This window comes from Campylobacter sp. RM12640 (assembly GCF_020137595.1).
In the GTDB taxonomy this organism is placed as follows: Bacteria; Campylobacterota; Campylobacteria; order Campylobacterales; family Campylobacteraceae; genus Campylobacter_E.
The window spans coordinates 14,488-30,865 of sequence record NZ_JACGAU010000012.1; the positions used below are offsets into that span (position 1 = coordinate 14,488).

General features: G+C 26.9%; 18 protein-coding genes. 13 read left to right on the forward strand and 5 right to left on the reverse strand.

The features are described from left to right. Positions 1–158: 158 nt before the first annotated feature. Genes AVBRAN12640_RS05800 through AVBRAN12640_RS05860 form a run of 13 tightly spaced genes read left to right on the forward strand, consistent with a single transcriptional unit; the run spans position 159 to position 11,920 of the window. Positions 159–1,211, forward strand: a complete 1,053-nt coding sequence (locus AVBRAN12640_RS05800; RefSeq protein ID WP_336607148.1) for an ankyrin repeat domain-containing protein — start codon at positions 159–161, stop codon at positions 1,209–1,211. After that, positions 1,208–1,957: an SDR family NAD(P)-dependent oxidoreductase gene (locus AVBRAN12640_RS05805; protein WP_214117569.1), complete on the forward strand. Its 750-nt coding sequence runs from the start codon at positions 1,208–1,210 to the stop codon at positions 1,955–1,957. Before AVBRAN12640_RS05800 ends, AVBRAN12640_RS05805 begins: the two co-directional genes overlap by 4 nt. Beyond that, the gene (gene murA, locus AVBRAN12640_RS05810) at positions 1,954–3,207 is read left to right on the forward strand and encodes a UDP-N-acetylglucosamine 1-carboxyvinyltransferase (RefSeq protein WP_214117568.1); all 1,254 of its coding nucleotides are present in this window, start codon (positions 1,954–1,956) and stop codon (positions 3,205–3,207) included. The genes AVBRAN12640_RS05805 and murA overlap by 4 nt, the downstream gene beginning before the upstream one ends. After that, the gene (locus AVBRAN12640_RS05815; protein WP_336608559.1) at positions 3,204–4,370 is read left to right on the forward strand and encodes a molybdopterin molybdotransferase MoeA; all 1,167 of its coding nucleotides are present in this window, start codon (positions 3,204–3,206) and stop codon (positions 4,368–4,370) included. Before murA ends, AVBRAN12640_RS05815 begins: the two co-directional genes overlap by 4 nt. Continuing rightward, positions 4,354–4,962: a flagellar basal body P-ring formation chaperone FlgA gene (flgA, locus tag AVBRAN12640_RS05820; RefSeq protein WP_336607146.1), complete on the forward strand. Its 609-nt coding sequence runs from the start codon at positions 4,354–4,356 to the stop codon at positions 4,960–4,962. Before AVBRAN12640_RS05815 ends, flgA begins: the two co-directional genes overlap by 17 nt. Then, entirely contained in the window at positions 4,959–5,501 is a 543-nt protein-coding gene (locus tag AVBRAN12640_RS05825; RefSeq protein ID WP_214117565.1) for a UbiX family flavin prenyltransferase, read from the forward strand. Before flgA ends, AVBRAN12640_RS05825 begins: the two co-directional genes overlap by 4 nt. Further along, positions 5,498–5,959 carry a pantetheine-phosphate adenylyltransferase gene (gene coaD / locus AVBRAN12640_RS05830; protein WP_214120471.1) on the forward strand — a complete coding sequence of 154 codons (462 nt, stop codon included), beginning with the start codon at positions 5,498–5,500 and terminating at the stop codon, positions 5,957–5,959. The genes AVBRAN12640_RS05825 and coaD overlap by 4 nt, the downstream gene beginning before the upstream one ends. After that, the gene (gene tmk / locus AVBRAN12640_RS05835) at positions 5,956–6,540 is read left to right on the forward strand and encodes a dTMP kinase (protein ID WP_336608558.1); all 585 of its coding nucleotides are present in this window, start codon (positions 5,956–5,958) and stop codon (positions 6,538–6,540) included. Before coaD ends, tmk begins: the two co-directional genes overlap by 4 nt. Next, complete coding sequence (gene hisS / locus AVBRAN12640_RS05840) at positions 6,524–7,768, forward strand: histidine--tRNA ligase (RefSeq protein ID WP_336608557.1); 1,245 nt, start codon at positions 6,524–6,526, stop codon at positions 7,766–7,768. Before tmk ends, hisS begins: the two co-directional genes overlap by 17 nt. After that, on the forward strand, positions 7,765–9,585 hold the full coding sequence (speA, locus tag AVBRAN12640_RS05845) for a biosynthetic arginine decarboxylase (protein WP_214117561.1): 1,821 nt from the start codon (positions 7,765–7,767) through the stop codon (positions 9,583–9,585). The genes hisS and speA overlap by 4 nt, the downstream gene beginning before the upstream one ends. An 11-nt stretch (positions 9,586–9,596) precedes the next feature. Continuing rightward, positions 9,597–10,763, forward strand: a complete 1,167-nt coding sequence (locus tag AVBRAN12640_RS05850; protein ID WP_336608556.1) for a pyridoxal phosphate-dependent aminotransferase — start codon at positions 9,597–9,599, stop codon at positions 10,761–10,763. Next, positions 10,760–11,422, forward strand: a complete 663-nt coding sequence (gene queC / locus AVBRAN12640_RS05855) for a 7-cyano-7-deazaguanine synthase QueC (protein WP_336608555.1) — start codon at positions 10,760–10,762, stop codon at positions 11,420–11,422. Before AVBRAN12640_RS05850 ends, queC begins: the two co-directional genes overlap by 4 nt. A 60-nt stretch (positions 11,423–11,482) precedes the next feature. Continuing rightward, the gene (locus AVBRAN12640_RS05860; RefSeq protein ID WP_214117558.1) at positions 11,483–11,920 is read left to right on the forward strand and encodes a hypothetical protein; all 438 of its coding nucleotides are present in this window, start codon (positions 11,483–11,485) and stop codon (positions 11,918–11,920) included. A gap of 48 nt (positions 11,921–11,968) precedes the next feature. Here the strand turns inward: AVBRAN12640_RS05860 and AVBRAN12640_RS05865 are convergent, their stop codons facing one another. From AVBRAN12640_RS05865 to AVBRAN12640_RS05885, 5 genes are read right to left on the reverse strand one after another with little or no spacing between them, the layout of a single operon-like run. Then, positions 11,969–12,340 (reverse strand): flagellar basal body-associated FliL family protein, encoded by a 372-nt coding sequence (locus AVBRAN12640_RS05865; RefSeq protein ID WP_214117557.1) that lies wholly within the window; start codon positions 12,338–12,340, stop codon positions 11,969–11,971. Then, a complete protein-coding gene (locus AVBRAN12640_RS05870; protein WP_336608554.1) occupies positions 12,337–13,623 on the reverse strand; it encodes an ATP-dependent DNA helicase in 1,287 nt (428 codons plus the stop codon). The genes AVBRAN12640_RS05865 and AVBRAN12640_RS05870 overlap by 4 nt, the downstream gene beginning before the upstream one ends. After that, on the reverse strand, positions 13,610–13,999 hold the full coding sequence (locus AVBRAN12640_RS05875; protein WP_336608553.1) for a hypothetical protein: 390 nt from the start codon (positions 13,997–13,999) through the stop codon (positions 13,610–13,612). The genes AVBRAN12640_RS05870 and AVBRAN12640_RS05875 overlap by 14 nt, the downstream gene beginning before the upstream one ends. Before the next feature lie 14 nt (positions 14,000–14,013). Then, the gene (locus AVBRAN12640_RS05880) at positions 14,014–15,183 is read right to left on the reverse strand and encodes an ABC transporter permease (protein ID WP_336608552.1); all 1,170 of its coding nucleotides are present in this window, start codon (positions 15,181–15,183) and stop codon (positions 14,014–14,016) included. Beyond that, entirely contained in the window at positions 15,180–16,343 is a 1,164-nt protein-coding gene (locus tag AVBRAN12640_RS05885) for a hypothetical protein (RefSeq protein ID WP_214117553.1), read from the reverse strand. The genes AVBRAN12640_RS05880 and AVBRAN12640_RS05885 overlap by 4 nt, the downstream gene beginning before the upstream one ends. Between the last annotated feature and the right edge of the window lie 35 nt (positions 16,344–16,378).

Genomic DNA, 16,378 nt, shown 5'->3' on the forward strand with positions numbered 1-16,378 from the left:
TTCTTTAAAAAAGCGTAATTTTTATATTTTAGTATTAAAAATATATATTGATTTAGCACAAACTTAATTATATTTTTTATTTAAAACTAGTGCGAAAAAATACCAAATAATTATTTAAAAATGTTAAAGTTAGGGCTATTAAATTATCAGGATTTGTATTGAAAAAGATTGTATTTTTATTAATTAGTGCTTTTGTTTTTTCAAAGGAATTAAGTGATGAAAAGTTATTTAAATTAGCCGAGACAATTAGCGGAAGAAATGTTGAGTGTAACGGACATGATTATTTTGTAAATTTAAATAATTATATAGATGAGCTAAATAAAGCTTATAATGATAAAAATATTTATCAAAATCCTATAAAAGATTATGATAAATATTATGATTATTTTCAATATTGGGCTTATCAAAGCATTGGCAATAAAAGATTATTTGATGAGTTTAATAATGAAATAAATAATTTTTGTAGCAATAACAAGGAGCATTTTATAAAGCTTTCTTCTAAAAATTATCAAAAATCTTGTGAGAATTTCACTCAAAGGCTAGGAATGAGAGCTTTTGGCTCTATTAATAAATTTATTAAGCTTGATGATATTTATATTGAATTTTTAAAGATAGAAAATCCAGAAGATAGCATTGCATATCTTAACGAAATTAGCCCAAATTATTATCAGTTAGATTTTTTATTAAAAATAGCTTTATTAGCTAAAAAAGATATGAAAATAATAGAGTTTTTAGCTAAAAATAATACAAATATTAATTCAGGTTATGAGAGTGCGATTTTTTATGCACTTGATTATTATGAAGCATTAGAATATTTATTAGAAAACAAAGCTAATGTTAATTATGTAAATGCTCTTGGTAAAAGTGCGATTTTTTATGCAGTTGAAATCAGTGATATTAAAACTATAAAATTACTTATGAAATATGGGGCTAATCTTAATTTACAGCAAATTGATAGTGAAGAAGAGCTAAAAACAAATCTTCCTTATTATATTTCTTTTTGCTCTTACATTCATCCTGCAAAGACTTTAGTAATACACGCAGCGTCTTTAGCGAATTTAAATACCTTAAAATTGCTTATAGAAAATAAGGCTGATTATACGATAAGCGATAATTTTGGATTAAATGCACTAGATTATGCGATGATTTATAACAATAAAGAAAATATTGAGTATTTAAAAAAATTAGGATTAAAGGAGAAAGAACAATGAAAACAGCGTTTGTAACAGGTGCTAGTAGTGGTTTTGGAAAAGCGATTGCTAAAAGACTTTTAAAGAATAATTATAAAGTAGTAGTTCTTGCAAGACGCAAGGAAAAATTATTAGAATTTGAAAATGAATTTAAAAATAATGTATATATAGCAGAAGCTGATGTAAGAGATATAAATGCTTTAAAAAATGTTGTAAATAATTTGCCTAATGATTTTAATAAAATTGATGTTTTAGTTAATTCAGCAGGATTAGCATTAGGTTTAGGAGAGTTTTATAAATTAGATTTAGCAGATATTGAAACTATGGTTGATACTAATATAAAAGGGCTTTTATATGTAACTCATTTGATTTTACCAAGAATGCTTGAAAACGGCGGACACATATTTAATTTTGGTTCAGTTGCTGCTAATAATCCTTATTTTGGTGGTAATGTATATGCAGGAACTAAAGCTTTTGTGGGTCAATTTAGTCACGCATTAAGAAATGATGTAAGAAAAAATAATATAAAAATTACTGATATTGCACCAGGATTATGTAAGACAGAATTTAGCGAAGTGCGTTTTAAAGGCGATAAAATTGCAGCTGATAAAGTTTATGAAAATACAAAATACCTTGATGCAGAAGATATTGCTGATGCAGTTATTAGTATTATTAATTTAAAAGACCATGTAAATATAAATAGAATAGAATTAATGCCTGTTACTCAAACTTGGGCAGGTTTTCACATACAAAAGGATAATGAATGAAATATTTAAAAATAGAAGGTAACGCAAAATTAAGCGGTAGCGTAGAAATTAGTGGAGCTAAAAATGCAGCTTTACCATTACTTGCTGCTGCTTTACTTATTAAAGGAAAATGCACTTTAACAAATCTTCCTTTAGTATCAGATATTAAGACTATGTTAAGATTGCTTGAGAATTTAGGAGCTACATATGAACTAAATAATCATAGCGTTACAATTGATTCAAGCAATGTATTTAATACAAAAGCACTTTATGATATTGTTCGCAAAATGCGTGCTAGCATATTGGTTTTAGGACCTTTGCTTAGTAGATTTAAAATTTGCGAAGTATCTTTACCAGGTGGCTGTGCTATAGGACAACGCCCAATTGATATGCACTTAAGTGCTTTAGAGAAAATGGGTGCTAATATTGAATTAGTTGATGGCTATGTAAAAGCTAGTGGAGAGTTGGTTGGAGCTAAAATACATTTTGATAAAATTTCTGTTGGTGCTACTGAAAATACAATTTTAGCAGCAGTTTATGCTAAAGGTGTAACTACTATAATAAATGCAGCTTGTGAGCCTGAAATCGTTAATTTATGTGAGTTTTTAGTAAAAGCAGGTGTTAATATAAAAGGTATAGGGACAAATACTATTGAAATCACAGGAGTAACCAAATTAAATACTGATTTTACTTGCGAAATTATTCCTGATAGAATTGAAGCAGGAACATATCTTTGTGCAGGTGCTATTACAAAATCAAATATAGAAGTTAAAAATATAATTCCAGAGCATTTGGGTGCATTATTATCAAAATTTGATGAAATGGGGATTAAATATGAAACTTTAAAAAATAGTATTAAAGTATATTCAAGCGATTATAAAGCAGCAAATATCAAAACTAGCGAATATCCAGGCTTTCCTACTGATATGCAAGCTCAATTTATGGCTTTATGTCTTAAGGCAAATGGAGAAAGTATTATTGATGAAAGATTATTTGAAAATCGTTTTATGCATGTAAGTGAGCTAAATCGTATGGGTGCAAATATCAAGCTAAATGGACATATTGCTAATGTTAAGACTTCTAATTTACAAGGTGCTGAAGTGATGGCAACTGATTTAAGAGCTAGTTCAGCATTAATTTTGGCTGCACTTGCTGCAAATGGGACTACTAATATTCATAGAATTTATCATTTAGAGCGTGGATATGAGAATTTGTGTGAGAAATTAAGTAAATTAGGTGCGAAATTAGTTGAATTAAAGGAAGAAGAATGACAATTAATGAAGCGTTAGAAAATATAAAATCACTTAATCACACTCAAAGCACCGAAATTGTTAATTTATTTGATGCAAAAGGAAGAGTTTTAGCGAATGATTTTTATGCTAAATGTAACGCTCCTTTATTTACAAATTCTGCAATGGATGGCTATGCTTTAAAGGCTAGTGAGTTTAAAAATGGTCTTAAAGTTTTAAAGACTATTTTTGCAGGAGATATGAGTGAATGCGAGATTAAAAGTGGCGAATGTGTAAAGATTATGACAGGTGCAAGAGTGCCAAAGGGTGCTGATAGTGTTTTAATGGTTGAAAACTCTATTATTAAAGATGATTTAATGTATGCTACAAGTGATAATTTAAAAGTAGGTGAAGCTATAAGATATGAAGGCGAAGAATACAAAAAAGGCGAATTGATTATCAAAAAAGGCGTAATTACTGATGAGATTATTATGATTTTAGCTAGTAATGGAGTTTTTAATATTGAAGTTATTAAAGAAATAAAAGTTGGTATTTTTGCAAGTGGTCTTGAGATTATTGAGCCTTATTCAAATGGATTTGGTGTTTATAATTCTAATGCTTATGGAATTTATTCTGCTTTTAAGAGTTTTTCTAAACCTTATTATTTAGGGGTTTTAAAAGATGAATATGAGTTTGTTTTAAATTCTTTAAAAGGTGCTTTAGATAATTTTGATTTAGTTGTAAGTATCGGAGCTGCAAGTGTAGGTGATGCTGACTTTATCAAAAAAGCTTTAGATGAACTAGGTTTTAAACCTATTTTTACTAAGGTAAAAATGAAACCTGCAGGTCCTGTTAGCTTATATTTTAAAGATAATAAATATATTTTGGTTTTACCGGGTAATCCTATGAGCGCTTATATTGGGGCTTTAATTTATGCAAGAGCTTTAATTTATAAAATGCAAGGAATTATATATGAAAAGCCAAGCTTTTTATATCCTATATCAATAGATTTAAAGATTAAAAATAATAAAGAAAATGTAGTTATTGGAAATATTATAAATGATACTTTTGTTCCGTTTAATAATGCAAAACTTAGTAGCGGACAAATTACTCCATTAAATAAATGCACTCATTACATAATTTGTCCTATTGATTGTGATATTAAGCAAAACGATAAAGTAAGAGTTTATGAACAAAGTATTTAGTTTATTTGTATTAAGTGGGGTTTTGTTTGCTAATAATTTAAGCGATGAATTATTAAAACATTGGAAAAAACAAGATGAATTTTTAGAAATAAAAAGTCTTAGTTTTAATCCTAATATTAATAATTGCAAAATTATTACATATCCAAATCTTAGCAAACAAGGATTTTTTAAAGCAAATTGCAATGATAAAGATATGCAAATATCTTTTAAATTACAAGCTCTTACTAAGGTTTATATTTTAAAAAAAGATGTCTTAAAGGATGAAGAAATAGGGCTATTTGATTTAAAAAGTGAAAAAATTGATTTTTCAAAATTACCTTATAATGCTTTAAGAACACTTGATAATAGTATTAAGTTTAAAAGCAAAGTAAGAGCAGGTAGTATTATAAAAACCTCTATGCTAATGCCAAATTATTTAATTAATAAAGATGATAGTGTAGTTGGTATTTTAGATGATGGAGATTTGAGTGTGTTTGTTGATTTAATAGCCTTGCAAAGTGGAGTAAAAGGTCAAAGAATTCGCCTTAAAAACACTCAAGGACACAATCTAACTGGCGAAATAATTAATGAAAAACAGGTCTTAATAAAATGAGATTTTTAGTAGCGATTAATGGAGCTAGTGGAGTTAATTTGGCTTTAAAATTAGCTAAGGTATTAAGCAAAGAAAATGAAGTGTATTTAATCCTTAGCAAAGGTGCTTTAAAGGTTTTAAAAGAAGAAAATAATAAAAAATTAAAAAAATACATTAAAAATACAAATATTACTCTTTTAAAAAATGATGATTTAGCTGCACCTGTATCAAGTGGAAGCTTTAAGCTTGATGCGGCGTTTTATTATGCTAGTAGTGATTTTTTAGCAAAGGCTAGTTATGGTTTTAGTGATACTTTAATTCTAAGAAGTTTTGCCGTAAATCTTAAAGAAAATAGAAAAATCATAATAGCTCCAAGAGAAATGCCATTAAATGAATTAATGCTTAAAAATATTTTAAAATTAAATAAATTAGGCTGTATAATAGCCCCTGCAATTTACGCTAAATATTCTAAGAGTTCTTTTAAAGAATTTGTAATAGGTAAATGGTGTGATTTGCTTGGAGTTGAATATAAAAAATTTAAAAGATGGAAAAGCGAATGAAAAAAGCAATTTATCCAGGCACATTTGATCCGATAACAAATGGGCATTTAGATGTAATAAAAAGGGCTTTAAAAATTTTTGATAAATTAATAATAGCAGTTGCTAAAAATGATAAAAAAAAGCCTGATTATGATTTAGAAACTAGGATTAATTTAGTAAAAAATGCAACAAGTGGATTAAATGTAGAAGTAATAGGGTTTGATAATTTATTAGTAGATTTTGCAAAAGAGCAAAAAATATATACTATTGTAAGGGGTTTAAGGGCTGTGAGTGATTTTGAATACGAGCTACAAATGCACTATGCAAATGCTGAATTAAACGAAGAAATTGACACTATTTATTTAATGCCAAGCCTTAAAAATGCCTTTATTTCAAGCTCAATTGTAAGAAGCATTAAAGCTCATGGTGGAGATATTTCAAAATTAGTCCCATCTAGTATTTTAAAGGATTTAAAATGAATTATTACGCTTTTGAAGGAATTGATACTCTAGGCAAAAGCACTCAAATTAAGCTTTTACAAGAATTACCAAATTCTTATTTTAAATTCCAGCCGATTTTTGTAAAAGAACCAGGCGAAACTACTTTAGGAATAAAATTAAGAGAATTGATTTTAAATGACGAAATGAGTAAAAAGGCTAGAATGTTTTTGTTTTTAGCTGATAGGGCTGAATTATTTTCAAAAATTGATTTTACTAAAGAATTTATTATAGCTGATAGGAGTTTGTTTTCTCATTTAGCTTATGAAGTTGATAGTGATTACAAACAATTATTGGATTTTAATTTGTTTGCAACTAATAATGTTTTACCTAATCATATAATATTTTTTAAAGGTAGTAAGGAATTATTAGAAAGTAGATTAAATAATAAAAGCCTTGATAAAATAGAGCAAAAAGGCGTAGAATATTTTTTAAAAGTTCAAGAAAATTATGAAGCGATTTTTAAAGCTTTAAATTTAAAAGTTTTTACAATAGATGCAAGTCTTAGTATAGATAAAATAAATACAATGATTAAGGAGTATATAAATGATACATGCAATTAAAGGAATGAATGATTTATTAGATGATGATGCGTTAATTTACGAAAAGATTATAAAAACTTGTGAAGAAGTAGCAAAAACTTATGGTTATAGCTATATTGAAGTGCCACATTTAGAAGTTACTCCGCTTTTTAAAAGAAGCGTAGGAGAAAGTAGCGATATAGTTGGTAAAGAAATGTATGAGTTTTTAGACAAAAGCGGAGATAGCGTATGTCTTAGACCTGAAGGAACTGCTGGGGTTGTAAGAGCTTTTATTGAGCATAAGATGGATAAAGCTGGAGTTGTTAAAAGATGGTTTTATCACGGCTCAATGTTTCGCTATGAAAAACCACAAAGGGGTCGTTATAGAGAATTTCATCAATTTGGCTTAGAGTGTTTTAATATAGCTAATGTTTATGAAGATGCTAGTGTGATTATGATACTTGCTAAAATCTTTAAAAAACTTGATATTAATTATACTTTAAAAATCAATTCTTTAGGCTCGCCTGAATGCCTTCAAAACTATAGAAAAGCATTAAGAGAATATATTGCAAACATTGAAAATAATTCTGGTTTTAAATTCTGTGCTGATTGTGCTAAAAGAACACAAACTAATGTTATTAGAGTATTAGATTGTAAAAACGATGAATGTGCTAAACACTTAACAAACGCTCCTAAATTAAGTGAGTTTTTAGATGATGAGAGTAGGGCTGATTTTATTAAATTACAAGAGATTTTAAAAGATAATGAGATTAGTTTTGTAATTGATGAAAGATTGGTTCGCGGGCTTGATTATTATTCAAAAACAGCATTTGAGTTTGAAAGTAGCGAAATAGGTGCAAAGGCTGCAATAGCTGGTGGTGGAAGATATGATTATTTGGTTGAGTATTTAGGCGGAGCTAAAAGCTATGGCGTTGGATTTGCTATGGGTGTTGAGCGTGTTATGGATATTTTAAGAAGTAAAAATATAGAACAAAAATTACAAAATACTTATTTTTGTATATTAGATGAAGAATTATTGCCAATTGCTTATAAATTAGTTGATAATTTAAGAGAAAACGGAAAAATAATTAATCTAAATTACGAAGCAAAAAAATTAGCAAAACATTTAAATATAGCGAATAAACAAAACTATAAATACTTTATTGCAATTGGTAGTGATGAAGCTAGTAAAAATGAAGTATTTTTTAAAGATTTAGAAAGTGGCGAACAAAAAAGTATAAAATACGATGAATTAAAGGAAATTTTATGAATGATTATGGCATAGATATTTGGGGAGATGATAATTTTATCATTAAAAATGGCAAGGTATGTTTAAAATACGGAAGCGAACCTGCCATTATTGATATAGTAAATACTCTTTTAGATGATGGATATAAAGGTCCTATAATTTTAAGATTTAATCATTTGATTAAAAAACAAATAGAACAAATCTATATAAATTTTAATAATGCCATTAAAGAATTTGATTATCGTGGTAGTTTTAATGCTGTTTATCCACTAAAAGTCAATCAATTTCCTGGTTTTGTAAAAAGTCTTGTAAAACTTGGTAAAAATCTAAATTATGGTCTTGAAGCTGGTAGTAAAGGAGAATTATTATTAGCTATGGCTTATAACAACGAAAATGCTCCAATAACTGTTAATGGCTTTAAAGATAAAGAACTAATAACAATGGGCTTTATCGCTGCTGAAATGGGGCATAACATAACTTTAACTATTGAAGGTATTAATGAGCTTGAAGTAATTATCAAAACAGCAAAAGAGCGTTTTGGGATAAAACCAAAAATCGGTCTTAGAGTAAGGCTGCATTCTTTAGGTAGTGGCACTTGGGCTAAAAGTGGTGGGATTAATTCAAAATTTGGTCTAACATCAACTGAATTAATAGAAGCAGTAGGGCTTTTAAAAGAAAATGATTTATTAGATTGTTTTACTATGATACATTTTCATATAGGCTCACAAATTAATGAAATACATCCTTTAAAAAAAGCTTTAAGCGAAGCAGGAAATATTTATTTTGAATTACGCAAAATGGGTGCAAATAACCTTGAAAATATTGATATTGGTGGTGGTTTAGCGATTGAGTATTCACAATTTCAAAAGACTTCTCAAAGAAACTATACTTTAAGTGAATATGCAAATGATATTGTATTTATTCTAAAAACTCTTGCAGCACAAAAACAAGAAATAGAGCCAAATATTTATATAGAAAGTGGTCGTTTTGTAAGCGGTTCTCACGCAGTATTAGTAGCACCTGTTCTTGAACTATTTTCTCAAGAATATTCAGAAAGCAAAATGCAGTTAAAAGAAAAAAACCCGCAATTAATAGATGAATTATGTGACTTATACAAAAATATAAAGCCAAGCAATGCAGTAGAATATATGCACGATAGTTATGACCATTTAGATAGTATTTTAACCTTATTTGACTTAGGATATGTAGATTTACAAGACCGCTCAAATGCTGAAATATTAGTTCATCTAATAGGCAAAAAAGCAGTTTCTATGCTAAGTCCAAAACATTTATTAAGAACTCAAAAAGAAGTTCAAGAAAGATATTTGGTCAATTTTTCAATGTTTCAAAGTTTGCCAGATTTTTGGGGCTTAGGGCAAGAATTTCCTATAATGCCACTTGATAGATTAGATACTCAACCAACAAGATCAGCTAGTATTTGGGATATAACTTGTGATAGTGATGGAGAAATATCTTTTGATGCTGCTAAGCGTCCTTTATTTTTACACGATGTTGATGTAGAGCAAGAAGATTATTTCTTAGGATTTTTCTTAGTTGGTGCTTATCAAGAAGTATTAGGAATGAAGCATAATTTATTTACCCATCCAACTCAAGTTAGTATTGATATTGATGATAAAGGTTATGAGATTGAAAGTATTATTGAAAGTCAATCAATTAGGGATATTTTAGAAGATTTAGACTACGATATTCGTGAAATTGATGAAAAAATTCAAGATAAAATAAATTCTTCAGAATTAATAAATGAAAAAACTAAAAAACATATTTTAGGTGAGCTTTTCATATTTATGCACGATAATGGATATTTAAAGAAAATTTAAAAGGAGAGAATATGCAATTTTCAGAAAAAATTAAAGGTTTGGAAGAATCAATAACTTTAGCAATTACAGCTAAGGCAAAATTACTAAAAGAGCAAGGTGTAAGAGTTATTAGTTTTAGTGCAGGAGAGCCTGATTTTGATACTCCGCAAGTTGTAAAAAATGCAGCTATTAAAGCGATAAATGATGGATGCGGAAAATACACTCCAGTATCTGGAACTACTGAAGTTTTAAAAGCAATTTGCACTAAGCTTAAAAAAGACCATAATTTAGATTATGATATAAGTGAAGTAATAGCAAATGTTGGAGCTAAACATAGTTTATTTAATGCAATTCAAGCACTTGTTTGTGATGGTGATGAAGTAATAATCCCAGCTCCTTATTGGGTAACTTATCCAGAGCAAGTTAAGTATTCAGGTGGAGTTCCTGTGATTGTAACTCCTAAAAAAGATTTTAAAATCAGTGCTGATGAATTAAAAGCTGCAATTACACCTAAAACGAAAATATTAATATTAAATAATCCTAGTAATCCTAGTGGAGCTTTATATTCAAAAGATGAATTAATGGCATTAGCTAAAGTTTTAGAAGGCACTAGTATTGTTGTATTAGCTGATGAAATGTATGAAAAATTAGTTTATGATGGAGAATTTGTAGCGTTTGCAAGTTTAAGCGAAGATGCACTAAAACGCACGGTTACAATAAATGGACTTAGCAAATGTGCTGCAATGCCAGGATATAGATTTGGTTATAGTGCTAGTAAAAATAAAGAATTAAATAAATTAATGAAAAATCTTCAAGGTCAATGCACAAGTAATATTTGTAGCATAACTCAAGCTGCAGCAGTTCCTGCTTTAGTTGGAGAGATTGATAAAGATATTGAGATGATGAAAAAAGAATTCAAAAAAAGAAGAGATAAGGCTTGTGAAATGATTAATAGCATTAATGGGCTTAAATTAAGCGTAAAACCTAGCGGGGCGTTTTATTTATTTATTGATTGCTCTAGTATTAATCCTGATGATGTTGAGTTTTGTGCTAAGCTTTTAGATGATAAAAAAGTAGCTTGCGTGCCAGGAAGTGGATTTGGAATGAGTGGGTATTTTAGAATTTCTTATGCAACTTCAATGGAAAATATCATAGAAGGTATAGAAAAAATCGCAGAATTTGTAAAGGAATATAAGTGAGTAAAATCGCTATAAGTATTTTAAGTGGAGGGCTAGATAGCTGCGTTAGCACTGCTTGTGCTATAAATGAAGGCTATAAAGTAATAGCCCTTCATTTTAATTATAGTCAAAGAACAGAGCAAAGAGAATTGCAAGCTTTTAATGAGATTTGCAAGTTTTATAATATAGAAAAATTAGTTGTGGATATGGATTTTTTCAAACAAATTGGTGGCTCTAGTTTAACTGATATGAGTTTAGAAATTCCAAAAGATGAATTAGGTAAAAATGGTAAATTACCAAATACTTATGTGCCTTTTAGAAATGGGATTTTTTATAGTATTGCTGCTGCTGTTGCACAAAGATTTAATGCTAGTGCAATTTATACAGGCTTAGTTAGTGAGGATTCTAGCAATTATCCTGATACTACTTTAGGTTTCGTTGAAAAAACCGCTTCGTTTATAAAAGAAGGTAGTGGAGAAGATATTAAAATAATTACTCCTTTAATCAAGCTAAAAAAATCAGAAATAGTAAAACTTGGAATGAGCCTAAAAGCACCTTTAGAGCTTAGTTATAGTTGTTATGATAGTAATGATTTAGCTTGTGGTAAATGTGAATCTTGCCAATTAAGACTAAAAGGCTTTAGCGAAGCTGGATTTAATGATTTGATAAAATATCAGTAAGATAAGATTTAAAATAAGAATTTAAAATTCTTATTTTAAATTCTATTAAAAGGAAAAATTATGCTAAAGGTTATTTCTAAGATTGATGGATATATCATTTCTTATATGTCTTTTTTGATGTTTTTTAAATATTTGTCTGATTATATTGCTTCAAATGTTTCAATTCAAATTCTTTTATCATTTGTGTTTATGTATTTAATCAAACTAGCCTATCAACAATTTTTAAAAATAGAATATAAAAATATACAAAATAAAAATCAGATTTTTTCTATGTTTAAAATAGGCTTATTGCCAGCTATTTTATTGTATTTTTTATGTGTGGATTTTTACGAAGCTTTTTTTACTAATTATATGAGCTTTTTGTTTATTAAATTTCCTATTGTTTTTTTAAATTCTTTTTTAAATATTTTATTTTTCGTAATTTTAATAATTATTTTAGCTTTTGTTTTGGGTTATATTAAATACTCTCAAGATAAAGATTTAGCTAATAATTTATGATAATAATTTTAAATAAGTTCTAAAATTTATGAACTTATTTATTAATTTTTATATTAAATTTGCGTCTTTTAATATCTCTTTTATTGCTTCTGCACTATCTTTGCTTTTTAGATTTATGATTAATATATCATCAATATTTACAGAGTATTTTTTACCTGCGTATTTTATTATGGTTTTTTTGAGATTTTCCTTACCAAGTTCTGTAAATAAATCTTCGTAATAATAGCTAGAAATCACCATATTAATACTATCTTGTATATAATCATTTTCGTTATTAACATTATCTCCTATGATTTTTAAACTTAAAGTAATTTTTTTAAGCCCGTTTGATTTTGAATACAAATCGGTCTCAAAATTATTAATTTCTATACTATTTGCAAATGCAAAAATACTAAAAAATATTAGCATTATTTTTTTCATAATTGTTCCTTATCGCAAAATTGATAAAATGTCTTTACCACTTGATTTGTCTTTGCCTTTAGTCTAAACAAATTCTCATACGATTTATCACTTCCATTAAAAATAATTTTAAAATTATTAGGATTTGAACTTCTTGATAATGCAACATATAGCTGACCTTGTGCAAAAATCCTATCGCATTTGCAAATTAACTTATCAATACTCATTCCTTGACTTTTATGTATAGTAATAGCATATGATAATTTTAGTGGGAATGCTTTTAATATAGCATCAGGCTTGGTATCAACTAAATTAGGATTAACCCTATAGCTAGCTGCTATTTCAGGGTCATTAAAGTATAAAAATTCTTTAGGGTAAACTGAATAAATCATTCTATTAGATTTAATCTTTAATTCCTGCTCACTTTTATCCCACGCAATTATTTCTCCTTGCATTCCATTATAATAATTATCAGAATTATAAGTAAAAATAACTTTAGCTCCAATTTTAAAAATAAATTCTTCTTCAATTGGTTGAGCTTTTAGCCATTGTTTAAATTCTTTTTCTTGTTCTTCATTTAATTCTGTATTTTTTTTAATACTTGAGTTAAAAACATATTCTTCATCATCAATTTTTTTAAGTTTAGCATTATTTATATTTTTTGCTTCTTCATTGGTGCCACAAATAATTGTATAATCATCATAATTATTTATATCATCTTGAATTTTATACTTTTTAAAATACTCTATGCAAGTATTAGTTATATTGCCAATCCTAATACTTCTTAGATTTTCATAAAATTCCTTATCTTCCATTCTGTGCTGGGTAATTAACTCAATCACCTTAAAATTACATTCATTCCAATATTTAGAGCAAAAAGCATAATTTCCATCGGATTTTACAGGTTCGAGTTGATAAAAATCTCCAACTATTAGTAATTTTATATTGCTATAACCAAAAAGCCTTGAATAAATCATATCAAAAACATCACTACTAATCATTGAAATTTCATCTATTATTATTAAATCTATATTTGATAAAGACTTATTTAAAGCCATTAAATCATCTTTACTTGTTTTTAGCTCATTAATGTTTTTAGCTAGGCGTAATTTAAAAAATCTATGAACAGTGTCTCCACAAATATTAATAGCAGCAAGTGCAGTGCTTGCTAAGACTATGGTTTTAAAAGCTTCACTTTTTATGATTTTTTCTATGGTGTAGGATTTTCCAACTCCTGCACCACCTGTTAAAAATACATTTCTTCCTTGCTTTAATAAATCAATGATATGTTTAATTTGATTCATCTAAGATATTTACTTTATAGTTTTTAGTAGTAAGATTATTTAATCTTAACATTAAATCATCAAAATTATCTCCATCATAAGGATAAAAAGCTACACAATCTCTTGCTTTAGTATTTAAAAAATCATATATTTCATTACTTATTATTTGTGTTTTTTCTTTACTTGTTCCAGAAAATAATATTATTATTCCACTATCTAGTTCAAATACACAATCAGTTTTTCTTAAAATACTAGCAATTACTTTTCTATGCTCTTCATCAGGGCTTTTTATATAAGTAAGACAAAATTCAAAATCTATATCATAAAAATACCTATAAATATTAGCAGTAAAAAAATCTACAACTTTTCTCATATCTTCTTTTTTAAACATTTGCATAACATAACTCCTTTTTATTCGTTTCTTAAAGTTTTTAACACATCAATTTTACTTGCTTTATATGCTGGATAAAGTGATGATAACACTACTATTAAACTAGCACCTAAAATAATAAAGCAAAAATCACTCAAGCTTAAATTAATAGGTAATTTTGAACTACCATAAACATCAGCTGGTAAAGAAATAATATCAAAAGTATCTAAAAACCAAAGTCCAAAAAATCCTAATAAACAACCAAAAATAATTCCAACAAATCCTATAAAACAACCAATAGTAAAAAATGATTTTTGTATTTCGCTTTTGCTTGTTCCTAACGCTAAAAGTAGGGCTATTTCATTTCTTCTATTTAAAACTATCATAAATAAAGAAGTAATTATGTTTAAACTAGCAATAATTACTATCATCATTAAGATAAAAAATAATGCTTTTTTTTCTAAATCAATTGCACTTAAAATATTGCCGTTTTGTTCCCACCAGCCAACTAAAAAATAATTATTTTTGTATTTTTCATTTAATTTTTTAATTTCTTCTTTAGGATTTGCAGTATCTATGTGAATGCCTGTAATGTCATTATTTTTTAATACCTTTTGTAAATCTTTAATATCTACATACACATATGATGAATCATAAGCATTTAGACCTGAATGAAAAGTATTATTTACATAAAAACTTTTTATATTAGGTGTAATACTAAAAGCATTTGCATTAAGGTTTGTAAAAATTATATGTATTTTATCTTCTTTATTAACTTCTAATCTTGAAGCTAGTAAATTACCTAAAATTGCGGGGAATTTCAAATTAGAATTTAAATAATAATCTTTAAAAATTTTATTTACTTCTTTTTCTTTTTCAAAATCAATCCCAAAAATTATAGCACCTCTCATTTCATTACCATATTTAATAGCGGCTTGTGTTTGAATAAAAGGACTGATTTTATAATTTTTACTTAATTCATTTATTAATTCTTCATCAATTAATGTGGTTTTAGGATATAAAGTAATTGGATAATTCATAGTAAGTAATTTATCAATAAAGCTTTTATTCATTCCATTCATTACTGCCATAGTTATTATTAAAACACAAACTCCTAAAGCTACTCCGATAAAAGCAAGTAGCTTAGTAATCATAATAAATGGCATTGATTTATCAAATCTTAGGTATTTAAAAAGCAAGTATCTAATCATAAATATTTCTTCATTACTTCTGCGATTTGTGTTTCTGTAGCATCTTTAATAATCAAATCTGCAAAATCTAAATTCTTTTTAGCGTGTTTATTGCCTAAAAATAACATTATAAAAGTATTTGGATTTTCGCTTTTTACTTGATTAATATTGCTAACTAAACTTTCATAATCAAATAAAATAGCCTCATATCCAATGGCAATGATTTTATAATTATTTTTTAGTTCATCTTTAAATGAACTTATACTATCTACTTTTTTATTCAATTTTGCGTGTTTATTTGCGATATGATATAAATAATCACTTTGCATATCAGAACTAAGCAATATTAATACATCGTTTTGATAATTTGTTGTATTCATATCACTCTTATAATCATTTAGCATTGTTACTAAAATATTTTTTAATTTATTTTTATTAAAAGGTCTTTTTAAAAAACTATCTTTATTGCAATTTTCACTTAAGATAATTGTATTTTTTTCTTTATAATTAAAATTTTCATCGGCTATAACGCAGGCATAATTTGAAAAATCATTAATTTTTGTATAAAAATCAACACTAATTCCGTATTGATTTAGCAATGTTTCTAGCAAAAAGTTTTCTAATAAATCATTATTTAAAATAGCTATTTTTGCACCTTCAAAATTAGGATTTAACTCATTATCAAAATTATCGTAATTAGTTTCGTATGTAATTGTAGTTTTTGTTAAAGAGTATATATTTTGAATATTATCTTCATTATGCTTTTCTATTAATTCTTTAATTTGATTTAAATTCTTATCATTTGTATAAGATAACACGGCATTTATATTCTTTAATTGTTTAGCATTATCAATTAAATGCTTATGTAAAAATTCGTTGTGATTTTGTAAAGCCATCATTTTTTGTTTGATTTTACCAACCTCATCAACGATTAATCTTAAATTCTTATTCAAATCTAAGTTATCGCTATTAGCACCTAAACTTTTTAAAATTTCTTTTAAAATATTTATTTTTTGGTTAGCACTTTTTTTTCTAATTAATGCAGCCATAAAACTAACAGCATTAAATATCAAAATTATTGCTAGAATAATTGTAAAAATTGTTTGATTTAATAGGTTTTCTATAAATAAACTTGCTATTAAAATAGCACATAATAATATATTAAACAAGCTTGGGAACACAACAATCCTTTATATAATTTAGAGCATAATTATGT